Raw genomic sequence first — 20749 nt, forward strand, 5'->3', positions numbered from 1 at the left:
CGACCAACGAAAATTTTTTGAGTTGCATTTAGCTGCTGATTTTCAGGTACAACTCTTAATTTACCCGTTTTTAGGCTTAACCGAAAAGTATTGCTCAGCATAGTAGGAATTCCAGCTTCCTCAACTACGCTAACAACGTCTCGCAGCAAAACAACTCGCCCGTCAGCCGCTAACATCCGGTATTCTAATTCGTGATTCTCGCACCTAGCAGTTGCTTCTTGGCGAAAACGAACAGACTTTTCCTTGTCATCTGGATGCAGATGATTGACCCAAAAATTTTCCTCGTACCACTCGGCGATCGCTAATGTGTCGCTGATGGGAATAAACTTTAAGTTACTCGCTCACCAACATAGACGCGCAAAGGCTTACTGTTTGGTGAATTATCAAGGGTGGCTCAGAAACTCGGATTTGGAAAGGTAGAATACAAAGGTCAATATGCTCGTTGGCAATATCCAGAATTTTTAAGTGAAGCGTCAATCAATTTTGGATTTTAGATAATAGAATTTATATTCACCCCAGCAATCAAGTTACTTGCTTGTCAATTAATTTTAGATTTTGGATAATAGAATTAGTCTCATGTTTAAATTTCCCTGCTCTCAAACATGCATTAAATTTTGGATTTTGAATCTTCTCTACCAGAGGCTCCGCCAATAATTCCATTATCCAAAATTTAAACATCGTAAATGTGGTGAATTACAATCTGGAGTGTAAGCGATGTTTAAGGGCAGGCTACGCCTACGCATTTTTAATTCTTTTATCATGCCCTAACTTTACTACAAGTGCGTATACGTCCAGAGGCAGACTTCTTGTACCGCTACTTTTAAGCAAGCTACACCCATGATCACAAGAAAAGGGTAGTGGGGATTAAGAGCAAGGGTTATAGGGATTGAATTTTCCTTCCCCTTTAACCCTTCCCTTTTCACCACAAGAGTGCAAAAGTCCCTTTTGCAAGAGACGCTCATGAACAGAGTCAGGATAAAGCACCCTTTACGCGAACACAATTTAGAACAAAATCTTTTTCCCTGTTCCCTATCACCTGTAAGCTGTTCCTATTTACAAAATAGGTCTATTGTCTATACTTGTACTTTAAATCACAGCAACTTCGTGTTGACAATCAAAAACAACCATGTAGGAAGCATTTGGTATTTCCTGGGGGAGGTGCCGCATATAGCCATCGGCATCAGAACGGCTGCGGAAGCGAGCAACAATTTCCCGTTGTGTATTAGGAAGTAGACGAGCGATCGCCCAAGAATTGAGGCGTTCTTTATAAGCAATAGCCTGATTGTCTGATTTGGTAGCTTTGTTATCCGTATTTTCTGGCATAATTATCTTATCCGTATGAAATTTCATCAAGGGCGTCAATTAGTTTCTAGGTAGGAATGCACTAACGCTTTTTTTAATGCTGCTGCCACCTTGTTATTCGATTATTTATAGATTGTCAACACTTAACGCTATATTTTAGACTAGCTAAGTTGGAATTTTCAGGTGGCTATGAACCTCAAAACCTTAATTTGCAATTGTTTTCAGGACACAACAAAGTTTAAGCAGAAAGTTTGGCAAGTATTGGGTTTGCATGATTTGTATGCATACGCAAAAGTAAAGTCAGTATCAGTGGTAAAGGAAATATTAATGTCTTAAAAAGTACTCTTTAAACTCAGATGAAAATGAACAATAACGTGCCTAAGATTAATGGGCGCAGACACACTCTTAAATTTTCTATAAGTGCGCTCAGTAAAGCCATATTGCGGACATTTACGTTTTTTATAGGAAAATTTATATCTCAAAATTCTTAAAGCACTTGAAAATGAGAATAACAGAGAAAACTATTGATTTTAACAGGAGGCGGAGCAACTCTTGCTCCGCTCTTGAATTCTTCTTCAATTCTACGTATCTCTTCACCACTTCTTATCTAGTAGCGATTCAAATTCAGCTTGTAAGGCGGTTATATCCGCCAATCTTGCGACTAGTAAATTATCCTTCCCAGCATCACTTAAACGCACTTTCCAATAACGAATACTGTCTGAGTTGTTCAACCAAAACTGAATCACGGTATCCACCACTTGATCTAGATTCCAACCCCACTTTGCTGGAACTGATTCTACCGATTCTAGAAACGTATCTAGTGTACACGTATACATTCCCAAATATTCGACGCCTTGGTGGGGTGGTTTTTGCCCATTTTGCTGTTGATGATTAAAAAACTGCAAAAGTGGAGATACTCCTACAATATCAAAAGTGTATTTCATGCTAGTACTCTCAGTTTTAAATTACTTGCAGTAAAGCTTTAATTTTTTATAATATAATGTCTGAAAAGTAACTAAAGCATCTAGAAAAAGTATAGTTTTTGTCTATATCATAGGCATTAAACCTCAGTCAATAATTAGCAGTAACAAGCTGAGAGTGCTAATGTTTATTTAATGTTTAAATTATTAAGAATATTTTTTGTGTCAAAATTACTTAACGCTTTAAATTGCATTCGTGCCTATCTAGAGAGTAATTATCCAGATGTTGCGGAAAAATTGCCTCCTGGCTTACTCTTAGAGGAGATTGAAGAAATATTTAAAATTTTACCCTATGAGTTACCGCAAGAAGTCTACCAACTTTATCAGTGGTGTGGAGGTTGGAGCCGGGAAACCGAAAACTGGGATACAGTTTTTGCCCCTTACTATGGCACAATGACACTATGTAGCCCGCAAGGAGGAATCGAGACGGTAAAAGTTTTTGAAAAATCTCAAGTCAAATATATAGGTAAACCTCTGATTCCAATTTTTGGTTTTGATAGGATACATCTTTGTATAGTAGAAGACTGGCAATAAAACTATCCCTCTCCCATAGTTTATGTATCAGAACTTTCTACGGTCACACTAGAATATGTCAGCTTAATAAGCATGATGCAAGTGAGTGCAGAAGTTTGGGAAACAGATGCAGCTTATATAGATGAATCAGGATTGGTGGAATGCGATGAACAAAAATTCTTTGCTATCTATCGTAAAAATAATTCTGAATTACCTCAAATGGTACTAGCGCGGTTTCAGAAAGAACTAAAATTAGCAGGCTCGAATTGCCGGAAATTATATCAAGTGTGGAATTCTTTTTATGATCAAATATATTGCTTAACTAAATGTTGGTCAGAGTTATCAATTTATCATTTTCAAGCGGAATTGATAGAACCAATAGTGATAGAAATGAATAAGAAAGAAAAATCTCGCTATAGTAGTTGCGCTAAACAAATCTTAGAAAATTTAAAATACAGATTTTGAGTCACAGAATTGTCAAAGTTAAATTTTTTAACGAACCACAGAGGCGCAGAGGACACAGAGAGAAGGAAGAAATTCTTAAATGAACTTTATTGAATTTAATACCTTTTTATAGTAATTTATCTTTGGTTACTGGTAATAGTCTCAAGCTAGCCAGGATTAGAGTAGGAAGCATCTAAGTGGATGACTTGTAAGTCTAAGATGGTTCGCAGTTCGCGGGCTAGGGTAGATTTACCAGTACCCCCAGAACCAATAATTAAGATTTTCTTCACCTTAGGTTTGCATCTTCCTTTTCAAGCTAAAGAGGGTAAGCATTACTCACCCAAATAACCGTCTTCAAGGCAACTCAATACGCCGCTACAATAGTACTACTAGAAGGATTATGCCAAAATATTGATATTATGACCACTGCTACGACCGTAAAAACTGAGTATGAAGCGATTATTGGTCTAGAAACCCATTGTCAGCTGAGTACCAATACCAAGATTTTCTCTAATAGCTCTACGGCATTTGGTGCTGACCCAAATACTAACATTGACCCGGTTTGTATGGGTTTACCTGGGGTCTTACCTGTACTCAATGAAAAAGTATTAGAATACGCCGTAAAAGCTGGTTTGGCACTAAATTGTCAAATCGCTAAATATAGCAAATTTGACCGTAAACAGTATTTTTATCCGGACTTACCCAAAAATTACCAAATTTCTCAATATGATCTACCGATCGCAGAACATGGTTGGTTAGAAATTGAATTGGTAGATGCTGAGGGCAACCCTATTCGCAAACGTATTGGCATTACGCGTCTGCATATGGAGGAAGATGCTGGAAAATTGGTTCATGCAGGCAGCGAGCGCCTTTCCGGTTCTTCCTATTCTCTGGTAGACTACAATCGCGCAGGTATACCGTTGGTGGAAATTGTCTCAGAACCTGACCTGCGTTCTGGACTAGAAGCTGCTGAATATGCCGAAGAGTTGCGCCGGATTGTGCGGTATCTCGGCGTGAGTGACGGCAATATGCAAGAAGGATCTCTGCGTTGCGATGTCAACATTTCTGTACGTCCGGTGGGGCGAGAGGAATTTGGCACCAAGGTAGAAATTAAAAACATGAACTCGTTCAACGCCATCCAACGGGCAATTGACTACGAAATTGAGCGCCAAATTGCCGCCATCGAAGCAGGCGCGAGGATTATCCAAGAAACTCGTCTGTGGGAAGAAGGCACTCAGCGCACAAGTAGTATGCGGGTAAAAGAAGGTTCTAGCGATTACCGCTACTTCCCCGAACCAGATTTAGCACCGATTGAGGTGTCAGATGCCCAATTAGAGCAATGGCGCAGCGAATTACCAGAATTACCAGCCCAAAAACGCCATCATTATGAAAGTGAGTTGGGGCTTTCGGCTTACGATGCGCGAGTGTTGACAGAAGATCATCCCGTAGCGAAATATTTTGAAACTGCGATCGCAGCTGGAGCAAATCCGAAAGCTGCTGCAAACTGGATTACTCAAGATATCGCAGCCCACCTCAATAAGCAAAAACTCAGTATTACTGAAATCGCCCTGACTCCCACCAATTTAGCTGATATCATCACTCGCATTGAAACGGGTAAAATTAGCAATGCTCAAGCTAAAGAAAAGTTGCCAGATTTGCTCAGTGGTATTTCTCCAGACAAAGCCTTTGCTGGTCAGGAGTTAATCACCGATCCTAGTGTACTAGAACCCATCGTTGATGAAGTAATAGCCGCCAATCCCAAAGAACTAGAAAAGTATCGCAACGGTAACACCAACCTCAAAGGCTTCTTTGTCGGACAAGTTCTGAAAAAGACAGCCAAACGTGCTGATCCTAAGCTGACTAACGAATTGGTGGAGAAAAAATTGAACGTCTAGTAGTCTGTCATAGTCAACAATACTTGGTGAGGGGGGCACAGGAGTAAGAATTTCAGATTTTGGATTGAAATTTAATCTAAAATCATCAATTCCATTATCCGAAATTGAATTGCCCCATGCCCCAAGTAAGTATTTTCCCGGTGCTTCTTCACAGAATCTTCACATAAAAACTGGTGACAACCCGCATACATAAAATGATATAGTGTGGTAAGTAGATGCACCCTGATGATCTGGAGAGCTGCCTAAGTGGCTCTCTTTTTTATTTTATTTTTGTGGGATTTACGGATAAACTCATAACATTATTAAAAATAATTTCAATAGACAAGTATTAACACTGAGTTAATTAAGGTACTAGTAGAAAAAGAATGTATGGTGATTATCTGGAGAGCCCCTTGGGTCGCTCTCCTTTTTCGCTTTTGTGTTTTGTCATAAGAAAGGTAAAAACAATTATGCTAATCGCCAACTCGTGCATTATTATTGCCATCAGTAAATCAACTCACAACAAGTAGAAATACTTTAATTTTGAATTTTGTTAGCGCAGCGTAAAGCCTGCGGCATGGCTTCGCTTAGAGCGAGTCTGCGAGCGTCATTTTGAATTTTGAATTCCCCAAAGGGGTTGACCTATCCAACCTGATAGTTGTAAGGAAAAATAATGGCAGATTGGCAAAAAATAACAGGTGGCATCACAGCACCAAGGGGGTATCAGGCGGCGGGAATTACCGCAGGGTTGAAACCTTCGGGGTTGCCAGATTTAGCTTTGATATTCTCAGAGGTGGAAGCGATCGCAGCGGGTGTATTTACCACCAGCCAAGTTAAAGCTGCCTGCGTAGAATATTGTCGCCAACGCTTGCAAGCCAAACATAGCGCTCGTGCCATCCTCTGCAACGCTGGACAAGCAAACGCCGCTACAGGGACTGAAGGCTACCTTGATACTCTAGAATCGGCTATGGCAGTAGGCCAAGCACTGAATATCCCATCTGAATCTGTGTTATTGGCTTCCACTGGCGTGATTGGTCAAAGAATTAAGATGGATGCTTTGCGAAGCGGGATTCCCAAGGTAATAGCAGCACTATCAGAAACAGGCTCAGATGCTGCCGCCGGGGCCATTATCACCACAGACTTGGTAACAAAATCTATTGCCCTAGAGACAACTATAAGCGAACGCCCGGTACGAATTGGCGGTATTGCCAAGGGTTCTGGCATGATTCACCCCAACATGGCAACCATGCTGGCATTTGTTACTTGTGATGCAGCGGTTTCATCAGTTCTTTGGCAGCAGATGTTAGCAAGAGCAGCTGATAGAAGCTTTAATTCAATTACCGTGGATGGTGATACTAGCACTAACGACAGCTTAATCGCCTTGGCAAATGGTCAATCTCGCACCCCAGCAATTACAGAATTGGGCGCAGAATCAGAGAAATTAGAAGCCATGTTAACAGCAGTTTGTCAGCATTTAGCCAAAGCGATCGCTCGTGATGGTGAAGGCGCAACCTGTCTAATTGAAGTGGAAGTAACAGGGGCCCACGATGAACTCTCAGCCCGGCAAATAGCCAGAACTATCGCTGGCTCATCCTTAGTTAAATCTGCAATCTTTGGACGTGACCCCAACTGGGGACGCATCGCCGCTGCTGCTGGACGTGCAGGTGTGCCCTTTGAGCAAGAAAACCTGCAAATTAAGTTAGGGGATTTCTTAATGTTAGAAAATGGGCAACCTTTAACCTTTGATCGTGCAGCAGCAAGCGTTTATTTGAAACAAACTGCTGCTGATTCTTCCCTGCCCAAAGACTTCATTGCCACCAATAATAGTAATGATTTATCCTTTGATAGAAGCACTATCAAGGCTCAACGAGTAGATAATCCAGTGATCATTGCAGTCAGCGTTGGCAACGGTCATGGTGCAGGTAAAGCTTGGGGTTGCGATTTGAGTTATGACTACGTGAAGATTAACGCCGAGTACACAACATGAACTACTCCGACTTGTTTACAACCTGACTTTTCACGTTTTGTCTCTATCCTTGACTTAAAGCGAAGCTTATTGACATAGCACGCTCATTCAATCGGCGATCTCCCAACTCACAGGTTACAAAATTTTTCTCCCACCAGTTCAGCATTGTTTGTCACCTTTAGCACCCGATTTCGATTACTGTACTGTATATGCTGTGCTTTTTCCTAAATCCTTTGTGGGCAAGCTTTTCGAGACTTAACGGGAAAAGTCAGATCCGCTGCCTACCCTTCAGCTTAAGTTAGTGCCATTCACCCATGATGAGGTAGGTTAAGCTAATCGTCATTCTCCTAACTTCTGACTCTAAAAAATGGTTCCTTCCAGACGAGTTTATTTATTGTTGGTTTTGGGTATAGTGATGCCTACGGCGGGCTACGCCTACGCCCCGATCCTATCCTTATTTCTCAGCATTAGAGCAACCATCGCCATCACTTTGCTATTTGATGCGATCGTTCTAGGATTGATGGTTGTAGATGGTTTGCAGGTACGGCGTTCTCGCGTGCAAATTACCCGCGAATTACCGTCACGATTATCGATTGGGCGGGATAATCCGGTGATCCTAAAAGTAACATCGCCAAATGCCAACGCCTTAATTGAAATCTGCGATTATTACCCAACAGGGTTTGGCGTATCTGCACCCGCACTCCGGGCTATTGTTAAGAGTAACAGCACCCAAGAATTGACGTATACCGTCAACCCGACACAGCGGGGAGAGTTTCCTTGGGGAAATATTCAAGTCCGACAGTTGGGACTTTGGGGATTAGCTTGGGATGATTGGCAAATTCCCCAAAGTCTGCCAGTGAAAGTTTATCCTGATTTAATGGGGTTGCGATCGCTCACAATTCGGCTGACACTGCAATCATCAGGATCAATCCGCCAATCTCGCCAAACTGGTATTGGTACAGAGTTTGGCGAACTGCGGAACTATCGCACTGGTGACGATTTGCGGTTTATTGATTGGAAAGCTACCGCCCGTCGGGTTGGGGCCTATGGGAATGCAACGCCACTAGTGCGGGTTCTGGAACCAGAACAGGAACAAACTTTACTGATCTTGCTTGATCGCGGGCGGTTGATGACAGCAAAAGTGCAGAATTTGCAGCGATTCGACTGGGGTTTGAATGCAACTTTATCCTTAGCATTGGCGGGTTTACATCGAGGCGATCGCGTGGGTATTGGTGTATTTGACCGCCAGATGCATACGTGGATTCCCCCAGAACGTGGTCAACATCATTTGAATCAGCTAATTGATCGCCTGACTCCAATTCAACCAGTGTTATTTGAATCTGATTATTTGGGGGCGGTGACATATGTTTTGCAGCGTCAAACTCGCAGGGCGCTGGTAGTGCTGATTACCGACTTAGTTGATATCACCGCTTCGACAGAACTCCTGTCCGCACTCTCCAAGCTAGCACCCCGCTATCTCCCATTTTGCGTTACTCTGCGAGATCCGCAAGTTGATCGTCTGGCACATATTTTCACAGATGATGTTACAAATGCTTATGCCCGTGCAGTGGCACTCGATTTATTAATGCAACGACAAGTAGCATTTGCTCAGTTGAAACAAAAAGGTGTATTGATACTAGATGCACCAGCAAATCAAATTGCCGATCAGTTGGTTGAGCGATATCTGCAACTCAAAGCGCGAAATCAGCTTTAGCTAATTACATTGATGAATCGAATACGAGGTGCTATTTTCAGCACCTCACAATCCATGTCTAAAGTGATGAAAGAGTTATGATCACGATTAGACAACCAAAAAATTGTTTTTAGTTAGTGACAATCCAGTAGATAATTGTGCAAATTTTACCTGAGTAAATCCAGACGCACTGCCATCTTGGTCAAAGTACAGTCCACCTGTAGAAAAATCATAGATAAATCGTTGAGCGATCGTCGTTGCAAATGCTCCAAGGGTAAACTGACTTGTCTGAAGTGAACCGATTGATAACCCGCCACCAAAACCAGCAGCCGATACCCGAATGATTTCATTGGTGGCATTGAAGTCATAAAGAAAATCAACGCCTTCGTTGTAACTATTGACAGCAAAGGTATCAATACCATTATTTCCATAGAGGGTATCATTCCCCGCACCACCAATCAGGGTATCATTCCCCGCACCACCAATCAGGGTATCATTCCCCGCACCACCCCGTAGCAAGTCGTTGCCACTCAAGCCATTGATTTTGTCATTACCGCCCTGACCATTAACGACATCATTTGAGTTATCTAAACCCGTAATATTGTTAGAGAGGTCATTAAGGAAGGTCACTGTGTCCTTGATGCCGATGCTCGTATCAGTAGAGTTGGCATCCAGGACATTAAAGCTGTCGATAATGCTAGTTTCCCCATCAAATAGGATATTACCGATAGCTGGTCTGGCTCCAGAAGCTTTCAAATTCTCCAAGTTTTCTAGTTTGAAGTTTTGCAGGATGACTTTGGCATCAGCCTCATCTTCATAGGTGATTTCCAGATTGTTGCCATTCTGAGTGAGCAGTAAATTTTGGGCAGTTAAGCCTGCACCTTGGAATTTTATGGTATCCACTTCGGCAATTACTTCTGCTGTCGGGTCGGTTCTTTTACCCACGCCACTGAAATTAGTGATAGTATCAGTGCCGTCGCCCAAATTGTAAACAAATTTATCCTTGCCACGGCCACCAGTGAGGATATCATTGCCATAACCACCATAGAAGGTGTTATTACCAGAGGCATTAAAGGCAAAGAGAGTATCATTGCCATCGCCCCCAGAGAGTAGGTTATCGCCTGTTGAACCGCTAGCATTCAAGTTATCGTTACCTGCACCACCGTTGAGGGTGTTATTGCCAGACGAGCGAGAGTCGTATGTGGTGGAGAGGTCGCGGGGTTCGTACGGATCTTCGTAGGGGGTGTAGCTGTAGTAGCCAGAGATGGAGAGAGAATCATCGCCATCGCCACCATTGAGTAGATTATTGCCTGATGAACCGTTAGCACTCAAGGTATCGTTACCACTACCACCGTTGAGGGTGTTATTGCCAGACGAGCGAGAGTCATTATTGAAGTAGGGATTTCCTTTGTAGTAGCCAGAGACGGAGAGAGAATCATTGCCATCGCCACCATTGAGCAGGTTATCGCCTGTTGAACCGCTAGCACTCAAGTTATCGTCACCAGCCCCACCATTGAGGGTGTTCTTGCCAGACGAGCGAAGGTCGTCGTCATCTGGGTAGTTGGTGTACTGGTAGCCAGAGACGGTGAGAGAATCATTCCCATCGCCCCCAGAGAGCAGATTATTACCTGTTGAACTGTTAGCGTTCAAGTCATCATTACCTACACCACCGTTGAGGGTATTATTGCCCGCACCACCAATGAGAGTATCATTCCCCGTACCACCCCGCAGCAAGTCATTGCCACTCAAGCCGTCGATTTTGTCATTACCCCCCTGACCATTGATGACATCATCTGAGTTATCTAAACCCGTAATATTGTTGTCCAGGTCATTGAGGAAGGTCACCGTGTTCTTGATGCCGATGCTAGTATCAGTGGAGTTGGCATCTAGGACATCAAAACTATCGGTGATGCTAGTTTGCCCATCGAACAGGATATTACCGATAGCTGGTGTGGCTCCAGAAGCTTTCAAATTCTCCAAGTTTTCTAATTTGAAATTTTTTAGGATAATTATGGCATCAGGCACCCCTTCAAAGGTGATTTCCAGATTGCTGCCATTCTGGGTAAGCAGCAGATTTCGGGCAGTTAACCCACTACCCTGTAATTTTATGGTATCCACTTCGGCAATCACTGGTGCTGTGGGATTTACACCTTTACCAATGCCAGCGAAATCGGTGATTGTATCAGTACCGTCACCCAAGTTGTAAACAAATTTATCCTTACCACCGCCACCAATCAGAGTGTCGTTACCCTTGTTAGCTATGATGGTATCGTTGCCTCCAAGACCGTTAATCGTATCAGCGCTGTTACCGCCCAGCAGGGTATCATTACCCTTGGTTCCAATGATATTTGCCATAACTTTTACCTACCTAAATCGATTTTTTGAGTAACGAAAGTTCTCAATCTGCTGTTAGTGCTGTTTTAGGGAACAAATAACTCGCCAAAATTTGACATTTTCGGCATAGTTTAACTTCACTCTTGAGGATCAGTAATATTTCTCGAAGATTCACCCTTTAAATGGCTTGTAAATAACACTTGCCAACTATTGAGAACTATCTAAATCTTAGACACCGTACACAATTATCAGCGTGTGCATTCTAGTCAAATACATAGTTTTAGGCTTTTTTTTAATTATCCTTGATTCAGTAACTTCGGCATAGCCTAAACCAGCCTTCGCTGAAAAAACCTCGAAAAATCAAGCTGGAATGCCTAAAACTCATACTTGATAGTTGCTTTTGTTATTAATGCTTAAGTCTTACTGTCTTCAGAATAGCCAACAATTGACTCTTAAAAGAGAATAGATATTTTTATGGGCTCGTTATAAGCTATTGCCAGTGAGTGTTTAGCTTGAAAAGAGGGAACATCTAAATAACCCGATAATTACTGGGTACTAGCATATTTATTTAGACGCTTATACTGATTTCAACAGAATTTTTACATATTCTTGATATTATTTGCCGACAAGTGTATATTAATACTTATATTCGTCTATTGTTCACATTTTTAAAGTTTATAGGCAATTATTTATTTGCAGAAAGCAGCAGGCAAATGCTTGAAGGACTGATCAAAAAATACATATTTGACTTTGATCGCAGCGATACCTTTACTGCGGAACGCTACACGTAGCAAGCTCCCCGTAGGGGTATGGTAAGTAAGCTTCTCTAGCAGAGGCGACGCCAACGCTAACGCCTGGGTTGGGCGTAGTTGCGGCTATGATCAAGATTAAGCGATCGCCTAGCAATGTTTTCTATCTAAGTAAGAATCGCTATAGGCTACTAAAATTATCAGCGCAGACATGAACACTTGCAAATTATTTGCACCCATGCCCAAAGCTGAGGAACAAAATCCAACATCTACTATCTGCTAACAGCAATTGTATTGAACAATCTAATGGGAGGTACTTAAAATAGAATCTCCCATTGCGTGCCGCTTAGTGATAGAAGAACGCTAATTATGATTAAACAACCACAAAATTATTGTTGGTTAGTGACAATCCAGCAGATAATTGTGCAAATTTTACCTGAGTAAATGCACCCGTACTGCCATCTTGGTCATAGTACAGCGCACCTGTAATGCTGTTATAGATAAATCGTTGAGCAGTGGTCGTTGCAGATGTTCCGATGGTAAACTGACTTTTCAGAAGTGAAGGTGTTGATAACGCGCCACCGAAACCAAAAGCCGATACCTGAATCAGGTCATTAGTGGCGTTGAAGTCATTAATACTATTAACGCCGTCATTGTAACTACTGAAGGCAAAGGTATCATTACCGTTGCCACCTACCAGGATATCATTGCCATTGGCACTAGTGAGGGTATCATTCCCATTGCCACCGTTGAGGGTGTTATTATTATAATTAGAATTAGAGAAGCCAGAGACGGAGAGATAATCATTCCCATCACCCCCGTTAAGGATGTTTGAACCAGTAGGACCATTAACAATTAAGTGATCGTCACCAGTGCCACCGTTGAGGGTATTTAAACTGGAGCCTACTGCTCCATTGGAAAAAGAGGAAAATAGAGAATCATTACCATCGCCCCCAGAGAGCAGATTAAAGACATCAAAAGAGTCAGAACCCAAAGAGTTAATACTTAAGTAATCGTCACCAGTGCCACCGTTGAGTGTGTTAGTACCTCCACTACCAATGAGAGTATCATTTCCCGCATTACCCCGCAGCAGGTCGTTACCAGTACCACTATCGAGGTAGTCATTGCCCGTACCACCAATAAGAGTATTATTCCCCGCACCACCGTTGAGGGTGTTATTGCCAGAGGCGTCAAAGGCACTAAGAGAATCATTGCCATCGGCTCCAAAGAGCAGGTTATTGCCTGTTGAATTGTCAATATTCAATGTATCGTTCCCCGCACCACCGTTGAGGGTGTTAGTGCCTGATGTGGTAAAACTGCGCCCGTAGTAGTCGTTATACTGGAACCCAGAGCCGGAGAGAGAATCATTGCCATCGCCACCAGAGAGGAGGTTATTCCCTGATGAATAGTCAATATTTAATGTATCATCACCAGTACCACCGTTGAGGGTGTTATTGCCTGATGTGACAAAATAAAAACTTTGGTCGAAGTCGTTGCGGTAGTAGCCAGAACCAGAGAGATAATCATTACCATCGCCTCCATCCAGCAGATTATTGCCTGTTGAATTGTCAATATTCAATGTATCGTTCCCCGCACCACCGTTGAGGGTATTCTTGCCCGAAGCGGTGGAGAATCCTGCGTAGTAGTCAGAGTAGCCAGAGGCTATGAGAGAATCGTTGCCATCGCCACCATTAAGTAGGTTATCGCCTTTTGAAAAGTTAATATTAAATGTATCGTTACCAGCACCACCATTGAGGGTGTTATCGCCTAAAGAGTTAACAATGCCGTATCTGGTAATATAGCCAGAGCCGGAGAGATAATCATTGCCATCGTCACCATTAAGTAGGTTATCGCCTTTTGAAGCGCTAACATTCAAGGTATCATTACCAATGCCTCCAGAGAGGAAGTTATTGCCTGTTGAATAGTCAGCAGTCAAGTAATCATCATCAGCACCACCGTTAAGCGTGTTATTGCCTGAGGCACCAACAAAAGAGTAGTACTGGAAGCCAGAGACGGAGAGATAATCATTGCCATCACTACCATCAAGCAGGTTATCACCTGTTGAATAGTCAGCATTCAAGCTATCATCACCAACACCACCGTTGAGGGTATTATTACCTGAGGTGCCAATACTACGGTTGTCGTAGCTAGAGGCTATGAGAGAATCATTGCCATCGCCCCCAAATAGCAGGTTATCACCTGTTGAACTGCTAGCATTCAAGCTATCGTTACCAAGGCCACCGTTGAGGGTGTTATTGCCAGAGGCAAAATAGATATCTCCATATGTATTGTAGTCGTCATCGCCAGAAATGGAGAGAGAATCATTCCCATCGCCCCCAGATAGGAGGTTATCACCTGTTGAACCGCTAGCATTCAAGCTAAACTTATTTCCTGTACCACCAACGAGGGTATCATTCCCCGCACCACCAATGAGAGTATCATTGCCCGTACCACCTCTGAGCATATCATTGCCACTCAAGCCGTCAATGATGTCATTACCCCCCTGACCATTTATGACATCATCTGATTTGTCAAAGCCATTAACATTGTTGGAGAGGTCATTAAGGAAGGTGACTGTATTTTTGTTGAAGATAGTGCTTTGGGTGGAGTTGGCATTGAAGACATCAAAGCTGTCGATAGGGCTAGTTTGCCTATCAAACTCTATATTGCCCAAGTCTACAGTGGCTCCAGTAGATTTGCTCAAGTTATCCAGGTTTTCCAAGGCAAAGTTTTGCAGGATGACTTTGGTCTTATCTACCCCTTCAAAAGTGATTTCCAGATTGTTACCATTCTGGGTAAGCAGTAGATTTACGGCAGTAAAGCCTGCGCCAAGGAATTTTAGGGTGTCCACTTCGGCAATGACTTCTGCTGTCGGGTTTGTTCCTTTACCTACGCCATTAAAATCAGTGATGGTATCAGTGTCATACGTGCCGTAGTCGTAGTGGTAAACAAATTTATCCTTGCCACCGCCACCAGTTAAGGTATTGTTACCCTTGCTAAATGTAATGGTATCATTACCAGCGCCACCATTGAGTAGGTTATTGCCTGTTGAACCATCAACATTCAAGATATCGTTACCAGCACCACCGTTGAGGGTGTTATTGCCTGAGGCATAATAGATAAGTCCATTGTAGTCGTAGTAGCCAGAGGCAAAGAGAAAATCATTGCCATCGCCCCCAGATAGCAGGTTATTGCCTAATGAATAGTTAACATCCGAGTTATTGTCACCAATCCCACCAAGGCTGTTATTCCTTATACCAGCAACAAGAGTATCATTGCCTGTACCACCAATGAGAGTATCATTCCCCGTACCACCCCGCACCAAGTCGTTGCCACTCAAGCCGTCAATTTTGTCATTACCCCCTTGACCATTGATGACATCATCTGAGTTATCAAAACCCGTAATGTTATTGTCCAGGTCATTCAGAAAGGTCACCGTGTTCTTGGTGCTGATGCTAGTATCAGTGGAGTTGGCATCTAGGACATCAAAACTATCGGTGATGTTAGTTTGCCCATCAAACAGGATATTGCCAATAGCTGGTCTTGTACCAGAAGCTTTCAGGTTATCTAAGTCTTCTAATTTGAAATCTTTCAGGATGACTTTGGCATATGATACCCCTTCAAAGGTGATTTCCAGATTGTTGCCATTCTGTGTGAGCAGCAGATTTCGGGCAGTCAAGCCTGCACCAAGGAATTTTAGGGTGTCCACTTCGGCAATCACTGCTGCTGTCGGGTTTGTTCCTTTACCTACGCCATTGAAATCGGTGATGGTATCAGTGCCGTTGTTGTAGTTGTAGCTGTAGTTGTAGACAAATTTATCCTTGCCACCGCCACCAGTTAAAGTATCGTTGCCCTGATTAGCTGTGATAGTATCATCCCCGGCTTTCCCGTTAATTGTGTCCGCGCTGTCGCTGCCCACTAGGGTATCATTACCGTTGGTTCCAATGATATTTGCCATAACTTTTACCTACCTAAATCGATTTTTTCAATAACTTCAGTTCTCAATCTGCTGTAAGTGCTATTTTCCTGCAGAAAAATTCGCCTCAATTTGACGTTTTCGGCATACTTTATCCGTCACCCTTAAGGAACAGTAATATTTCTAGAAGATTCAGCCGATCAAAAGGCTTGTACGTAGAATCGAACCTAACTATCTCAAACTATCTAAATCTTAAGCACTGTACAAATTAATCAGCGTGTTTATTCACGAGAATTGGTGATTTCAAGCTAAATTAATCATCTTTGTTCAGTAGAAATCACTGAACAACCATCAAAAAATCTCACAATTGAATGCCTAAAACTCACCTTTCATATTTGGTTTTTTTTGTCAGTGCCTAAGTCTTACTGAAAGAGAAAATAGTCACAGTTGACTCTTGCTTAGGAAAGAAATTTTTCTGCCCTCCTTGTGGGCTACTCTGTGTGAGTGTCTAGCTTGAAAATAGAGAACATCTCATCTCAACAGTCTCAAAATAAATACATAGTCTATATTTTACTTAAATGTCTATACTGAAATCAGCATCTTTGCATATTCTTTACATTATTGACCGATAAATCTATATATAAATACTGAACTTTGTGTATTCTTCATATTCTTTTAGTTTCTAGGCAATAACAAAGCAGAAAGCAGTAGGCAAATATTTGAAGGAGTAATACATAATATATATTTTTACTTGGCGTTGCTGAATCACGGGATGATTTTGTTTACAGCAGTTTTCATGTATTTGAACCACATCTGTCGTAGGGGCGCAAGGTCTATTTACCTGAAAATAGCTGTAATGTGGAACAAAGTTTCACTGGTTCGAGCCGCTAATTCATCCCGCAAATATGCAATGCCCTTAATATTTAAGCAAGAATCGCTATAGGTTACCAAAATTACAAATGCAGAGATGATCAGACTGAGCCAAGAACACTTGCAAACCATCCGCACTCATGCCGAAAGCACTTACCCTGAAGAGTGTTGCGGTATAATTTTAGGCTATCTGGCTAATGGAGGCAAAATTGTGGTAGAAGTCATGCCAACAGAAAATGCCTGGAATACAGAAGCGGCTGCTGAGTTTCCAGGAGAACGCACAGCAGAAAGTAAAAGACGGCAATATGCGATCGCACCCGAAGTTATGCTAAAAACACAAAGGGAAGGACGCGATCGCTCACTGAACATTATCGGCATTTTTCACTCCCACCCAAATCATCCTGCTATCCCTTCAGAATGCGATCGCCTATACGCTTGGCAGGGATACTCCTATATAATAGTTTCCGTCCAAAACGGCAAAGCTGGAGAACTCCAAAGCTGGAGTCTTGATGATGATCATCAGTTTCAAGCAGAGGCAATTGAAAATATAATTTAACGGCTTAGTTTAAAGAGAGTTATTCCTAGCAGTTTTCGCCGTCACCATAGATGAAAACTCGTCTTCCCCACTCTCTATGTACCTATGAAGATACAGTTTTTCGATAGGATTAATATTCCGCTCTTCCACATGATAACTACTATGCTCAATCCCAATCTGGATGAAATCCAGTTGACCAAAGATGATTACGAACGCTACTCCCGACACCTGATTTTACCGGAAGTAGGACTAGAAGGACAGAAGCGCCTGAAAGCTGCCAGTGTTCAGTGTATCGGTACTGGTGGACTAGGTTCACCACTACTTTTATATCTGGCGGCGGCGGGTATTGGACGCATCGGGATTGTCGATTTCGATGTTGTTGATACTTCCAACCTGCAACGCCAAGTAATCCACGGTACATCCTGGGTAGGTAAACCCAAGATTGAATCGGCAAAAAACCGCATTCACGAGATTAACCCCTATTGTCAGGTTGATCTCTACGAAACTCGCCTGAGTTCCGAAAACGCCTTGGAAATCCTCCAACCTTATGATATAGTGGTAGATGGTACTGATAACTTCCCTACCAGATATCTAGTTAACGATGCCTGCGTATTACTGAACAAGCCCAACGTCTACGGTTCAATTTTGCGGTTTGAAGGGCAGGCTAGTGTATTTAACTACAAAGGTGGGCCAAATTATCGTGACCTTTTCCCAGAACCACCACCACCAGGAATGGTTCCCTCTTGTGCAGAAGGTGGCGTATTGGGAATTTTGCCAGGAATTATTGGTTTAATCCAGGCAACTGAAACTGTCAAAATCATTCTGGGACAAGGTAACACCTTGAGCGGACGGTTGCTGCTATACAACGCTTTAGATATGAAATTCCGAGAGTTGAAGCTGCGTCCTAACCCGATTCGCCCAGTCATTGAAAAACTGATAGACTACGAACAATTCTGCGGAATTCCACAAGCTAAGGCAGAGGAGGCAAAACAGCAGATGGAAAGTCAAGAAATGACCGTCAAGGATTTGAAGGAATTGCTGGATAGTGGTGCAAAGGATTTTGTACTGCTGGATGTCCGCAACCCCAATGAGTACGACATTGCTAAGATTCCTGGTTCAGTTTTGGTGCCCTTACCAGAGATTGAAAATGGCAATGGCGTTGCTAAGGTGAAGGAAATGTTGAACGGTCACCGCTTAATTGCTCATTGTAAGATGGGCGGGCGATCGGCAAAAGCCCTCGCCATCCTCAAGGAAGCCGGGGTTGTCGGGACGAATGTTAAAGGCGGAATTACCGCTTGGAGTAAAGAAATCGATCCGTCAGTTCCCGAGTATTAAAAAAGGTGAGTTCGAGGAGTTATATGGTGTTCGCCTAATCAGCAAAATCAAAAGACCTCTCCCTGGTTTTACTACGCAAAACCGCCCCTCTCGGAGTCAGAGAGGGAAAGACTTGAAGTTTAGTTGAAGTCAGGGAGAGGTTGATTGAACTCAGGTTAAAAATGCACAGCCCACTTTCGCTAAAGATTAAATATTGCGATGAGTGGCATTTCTCAAACCCATAGGCGGCTTCGCCTTCTTGAATGGTAGGAACGCAGAGGTTTAACGCAAAAAAACGCAGGCGTTCATCTCTGCGTTACTCTGCGTTTAAAACCTGACTTTCTTAATTATGAATGAGCTACACGTTTAACTTGACTCAGCAGACTGTGCAGTTTTTCCCCTTCAATGACTTCTGTTTCTAACAGTTGAGTAGCGATCGCTTCTAGCAAGTCTCGATTCTCTCTGAGAATATTTAGGGCTTGTTCGTGGGCTGTTTCCACGATTTCCTTGACTTCGCTATCAATAGCTTTGGATGTGTCTTCACTCACTGCCCGCCGGGGATTAGCCGCACCATTACCCAGGAACATTGCTTGTTGTCCTTGTTGGTAAGCCAGTGGCCCTAAGACTTTGCTCATACCATAGGCTGTTACCATCCGTTCTGCCAAGTCGGTTGCTCGTTGCAAATCGTTGGAAGCACCTGTTGTAATGCTGTTAAACACAATCTCTTCGGCGGAACGTCCTCCTAAGAGAGTCGCAATCTGACCCCGTAATTCTTCTTCATTCAGCAAAAAGCGGTCTTCAGTTGGTAATTGCAGAGTGTAGCCTAAAGCTGCCATCCCACGGGGAATAATCGAAATCTTTTCTACACGACCGTTTCCTGTGGTTAGCGCCCCGACCATTGCGTGACCGACTTCATGGTATGCAACAATCTTTTTCTCAGTCTCGTTCATCACTCGACTCTTCTTTTCTAAACCGGCGACTACCCGCTCAATTGCTTCAGCAAAGTCTTCTTGAGCAACACTTTCACGGAGATTGCGAGCTGCCAATAATGCAGCTTCGTTCACCAAGTTTGCCAAATCTGCGCCAGCAAAACCGGGGGTACGAGTAGCGATCGCTTTTAGATTGACATCATCTCCTAACTTTACCTTTTGAGTGTGAATCTTGAGAATTGCTTCACGATCAGATAAATCGGGACGGTCTACCAATACTTGGCGGTCAAAGCGGCCTGGACGCAGCAATGCAGGGTCTAGTACTTCGGGGCGGTTGGTAGCTGCTAGTACAATTACCGTTGCATCCCCAACTGCAAACCCGTCCATCTCAGTTAGTAATTGGTTGAGGGTCTGTTCCCGCTCATCGTTACCACCGTAGAAGCCGTTACTGCTACGAGACTTACCGATCGCATCCAATTCATCAATGAATACAATACAGGGAGCTTGTTTTTTAGCCTGTTCAAACAAATCCCGCACTCGGGAAGAACCCACACCGACAAACAATTCCACAAACTCAGAACCAGAGATGCTGAAGAATGGAACTCCTGCTTCTCCTGCTACAGCTTTCGCTAAAAGTGTCTTACCTGTACCTGGAGGGCCAACTAACAGCACACCTTTGGGAATCCTAGCGCCAATTTGGGTAAAGCGTCCTGGAGTCTTGAGGAAATCCACAATTTCTACTAACTCAGTTTTCGCTTCTTCTACCCCAGCCACATCTGCAAAGGTGATTTTAGCTGATTCGCCTTCAACGTAAACCTTAGCTTTGCTTTTACCAATGGAGAGAACACCTTGGGGGCCACCGCCACCACCACGGGCGAGAAAGAACTGCCAAATGCCGATAAAAATCAGTGGTGGAATCACCCAACTTAAGAGGGTTGTAATCCAAGTATTCTTGGGTGGAGGTGTAGCAGCGAACTCAATTCCTTTTTGTTCTAGCAGTTTGGGTAACTCTAAATCGAAGATTGGTGTAGTTGCAAACACCTGGCCCGGCTCGGCATTTTCTGTTTTTAGTTGGTAAAGGATCTGGTTTTGACCAACGGAAACGCGGCTGACTTCCCCTTCCTGTACTTGATGAATAAATAGGCTATAGGGAACGCCAGCAGGACCAGAAGCAAATAAACCAGGCAAAAATAAATTTAAGAGCAGGAATAGCCCTGATACTGCCAGCAATATATTAGCAATGATCCGAAACCGAGGTGACTTAGGCTGTTCTTTGATTGCCATAAATATTGTTACCAATCCTTAGAATGAAAACTGTTGAGAATGTGAC

15 protein-coding genes are annotated in these 20749 nt (G+C 43.0%); 7 read left to right on the plus strand and 8 right to left on the minus strand.

Annotated elements, in window-relative coordinates; genetic code table 11:
- The 3 genes from V7K21_RS30615 to V7K21_RS07415 form a co-directional block, all read right to left on the minus strand.
- On the minus strand, positions 1–323 hold a 323-nt coding region (locus V7K21_RS30615), incomplete at its 3' end, for a PAS domain-containing protein (RefSeq protein WP_442948856.1).
- A gap of 763 nt (positions 324–1086) precedes the next feature.
- Positions 1087–1323 (minus strand): hypothetical protein, encoded by a 237-nt coding sequence (locus V7K21_RS07410; protein WP_335172915.1) that lies wholly within the window; start codon positions 1321–1323, stop codon positions 1087–1089.
- Between the two features lie 572 nt (positions 1324–1895).
- Positions 1896–2246, minus strand: coding sequence for a hypothetical protein (locus V7K21_RS07415; RefSeq protein ID WP_335172917.1), 351 nt, complete (start codon positions 2244–2246; stop codon positions 1896–1898).
- Positions 2247–2444: 198 nt separating this feature from the next.
- Between V7K21_RS07415 and V7K21_RS07420 the strand changes: the two genes are divergently transcribed.
- Positions 2445–2816 (plus strand): hypothetical protein, encoded by a 372-nt coding sequence (locus V7K21_RS07420; protein WP_335172919.1) that lies wholly within the window; start codon positions 2445–2447, stop codon positions 2814–2816.
- A gap of 81 nt (positions 2817–2897) precedes the next feature.
- Complete coding sequence (locus V7K21_RS07425; RefSeq protein WP_335172921.1) at positions 2898–3260, plus strand: hypothetical protein; 363 nt, start codon at positions 2898–2900, stop codon at positions 3258–3260.
- Between the two features lie 146 nt (positions 3261–3406).
- Here V7K21_RS07425 and V7K21_RS07430 read toward each other — a convergent pair whose 3' ends face one another.
- Positions 3407–3529 carry a hypothetical protein gene (locus V7K21_RS07430; RefSeq protein ID WP_335172923.1) on the minus strand — a complete coding sequence of 41 codons (123 nt, stop codon included), beginning with the start codon at positions 3527–3529 and terminating at the stop codon, positions 3407–3409.
- A 129-nt stretch (positions 3530–3658) separates the two neighbouring features.
- Here V7K21_RS07430 and gatB point away from each other — a divergent pair, with 129 nt between their 5' ends.
- Together gatB and argJ are read left to right on the plus strand one after the other, a co-directional pair.
- Entirely contained in the window at positions 3659–5134 is a 1476-nt protein-coding gene (gatB, locus tag V7K21_RS07435; protein ID WP_335172924.1) for an Asp-tRNA(Asn)/Glu-tRNA(Gln) amidotransferase subunit GatB, read from the plus strand.
- A gap of 652 nt (positions 5135–5786) precedes the next feature.
- Positions 5787–7100, plus strand: a complete 1314-nt coding sequence (gene argJ / locus V7K21_RS07440) for a bifunctional ornithine acetyltransferase/N-acetylglutamate synthase (RefSeq protein ID WP_335172926.1) — start codon at positions 5787–5789, stop codon at positions 7098–7100.
- Positions 7101–7143: 43 nt separating this feature from the next.
- On the opposite strand, the gene V7K21_RS07445 is transcribed toward argJ, so the two are convergent.
- A complete protein-coding gene (locus V7K21_RS07445; protein WP_335172928.1) occupies positions 7144–7245 on the minus strand; it encodes an IS4/Tn5 family transposase DNA-binding protein in 102 nt (33 codons plus the stop codon).
- 201 nt (positions 7246–7446) lie between these two features.
- Here V7K21_RS07445 and V7K21_RS07450 point away from each other — a divergent pair, with 201 nt between their 5' ends.
- On the plus strand, positions 7447–8793 hold the full coding sequence (locus V7K21_RS07450; RefSeq protein WP_335172930.1) for a DUF58 domain-containing protein: 1347 nt from the start codon (positions 7447–7449) through the stop codon (positions 8791–8793).
- A gap of 87 nt (positions 8794–8880) precedes the next feature.
- Here the strand turns inward: V7K21_RS07450 and V7K21_RS07455 are convergent, their stop codons facing one another.
- Together V7K21_RS07455 and V7K21_RS07460 are read right to left on the minus strand one after the other, a co-directional pair.
- Entirely contained in the window at positions 8881–11127 is a 2247-nt protein-coding gene (locus tag V7K21_RS07455) for a beta strand repeat-containing protein (RefSeq protein WP_335172932.1), read from the minus strand.
- Positions 11128–12228: 1101 nt separating this feature from the next.
- Complete coding sequence (locus tag V7K21_RS07460; protein ID WP_335172934.1) at positions 12229–15813, minus strand: beta strand repeat-containing protein; 3585 nt, start codon at positions 15811–15813, stop codon at positions 12229–12231.
- Between the two features lie 925 nt (positions 15814–16738).
- Here V7K21_RS07460 and V7K21_RS07465 point away from each other — a divergent pair.
- Both V7K21_RS07465 and moeB read left to right on the plus strand, forming a co-directional pair.
- The gene (locus V7K21_RS07465) at positions 16739–17197 is read left to right on the plus strand and encodes a M67 family metallopeptidase (protein ID WP_335172936.1); all 459 of its coding nucleotides are present in this window, start codon (positions 16739–16741) and stop codon (positions 17195–17197) included.
- Between the two features lie 141 nt (positions 17198–17338).
- Positions 17339–18511, plus strand: a complete 1173-nt coding sequence (gene moeB, locus V7K21_RS07470) for a molybdopterin-synthase adenylyltransferase MoeB (protein WP_335172950.1) — start codon at positions 17339–17341, stop codon at positions 18509–18511.
- A 326-nt stretch (positions 18512–18837) separates the two neighbouring features.
- Here the strand turns inward: moeB and ftsH4 are convergent, their stop codons facing one another.
- Positions 18838–20703: an ATP-dependent zinc metalloprotease FtsH4 gene (gene ftsH4 / locus V7K21_RS07475; RefSeq protein ID WP_335172938.1), complete on the minus strand. Its 1866-nt coding sequence runs from the start codon at positions 20701–20703 to the stop codon at positions 18838–18840.
- Positions 20704–20749: the final 46 nt, after the last annotated feature.

This window comes from Nostoc sp., assembly GCF_036919595.1.
Classification (GTDB): domain Bacteria; phylum Cyanobacteriota; class Cyanobacteriia; order Cyanobacteriales; family Nostocaceae; genus Nostoc.

Bases quoted from the DNA above. Each gene is read 5' to 3' on its own strand.
- V7K21_RS07460 (WP_335172934.1), bottom strand. From the start codon at position 15,813: ATGGCAAATATCATTGGAACCAACGGTAATGATACCCTAGTGGGCAGC.
- V7K21_RS07410 (WP_335172915.1), bottom strand. From the start codon at position 1,323: ATGCCAGAAAATACGGATAACAAAGCTACCAAATCAGACAATCAGGCT.
- V7K21_RS07415 (WP_335172917.1), bottom strand. From the start codon at position 2,246: ATGAAATACACTTTTGATATTGTAGGAGTATCTCCACTTTTGCAGTTT.
- ftsH4 (WP_335172938.1), bottom strand. From the start codon at position 20,703: ATGGCAATCAAAGAACAGCCTAAGTCACCTCGGTTTCGGATCATTGCT.
- moeB (WP_335172950.1), top strand. From the start codon at position 17,339: ATGCTCAATCCCAATCTGGATGAAATCCAGTTGACCAAAGATGATTAC.
- V7K21_RS07445 (WP_335172928.1), bottom strand. From the start codon at position 7,245: ATGCTGAACTGGTGGGAGAAAAATTTTGTAACCTGTGAGTTGGGAGAT.
- gatB (WP_335172924.1), top strand. From the start codon at position 3,659: ATGACCACTGCTACGACCGTAAAAACTGAGTATGAAGCGATTATTGGT.
- V7K21_RS07465 (WP_335172936.1), top strand. From the start codon at position 16,739: ATGATCAGACTGAGCCAAGAACACTTGCAAACCATCCGCACTCATGCC.
- argJ (WP_335172926.1), top strand. From the start codon at position 5,787: ATGGCAGATTGGCAAAAAATAACAGGTGGCATCACAGCACCAAGGGGG.
- V7K21_RS07450 (WP_335172930.1), top strand. From the start codon at position 7,447: ATGGTTCCTTCCAGACGAGTTTATTTATTGTTGGTTTTGGGTATAGTG.
- V7K21_RS07455 (WP_335172932.1), bottom strand. From the start codon at position 11,127: ATGGCAAATATCATTGGAACCAAGGGTAATGATACCCTGCTGGGCGGT.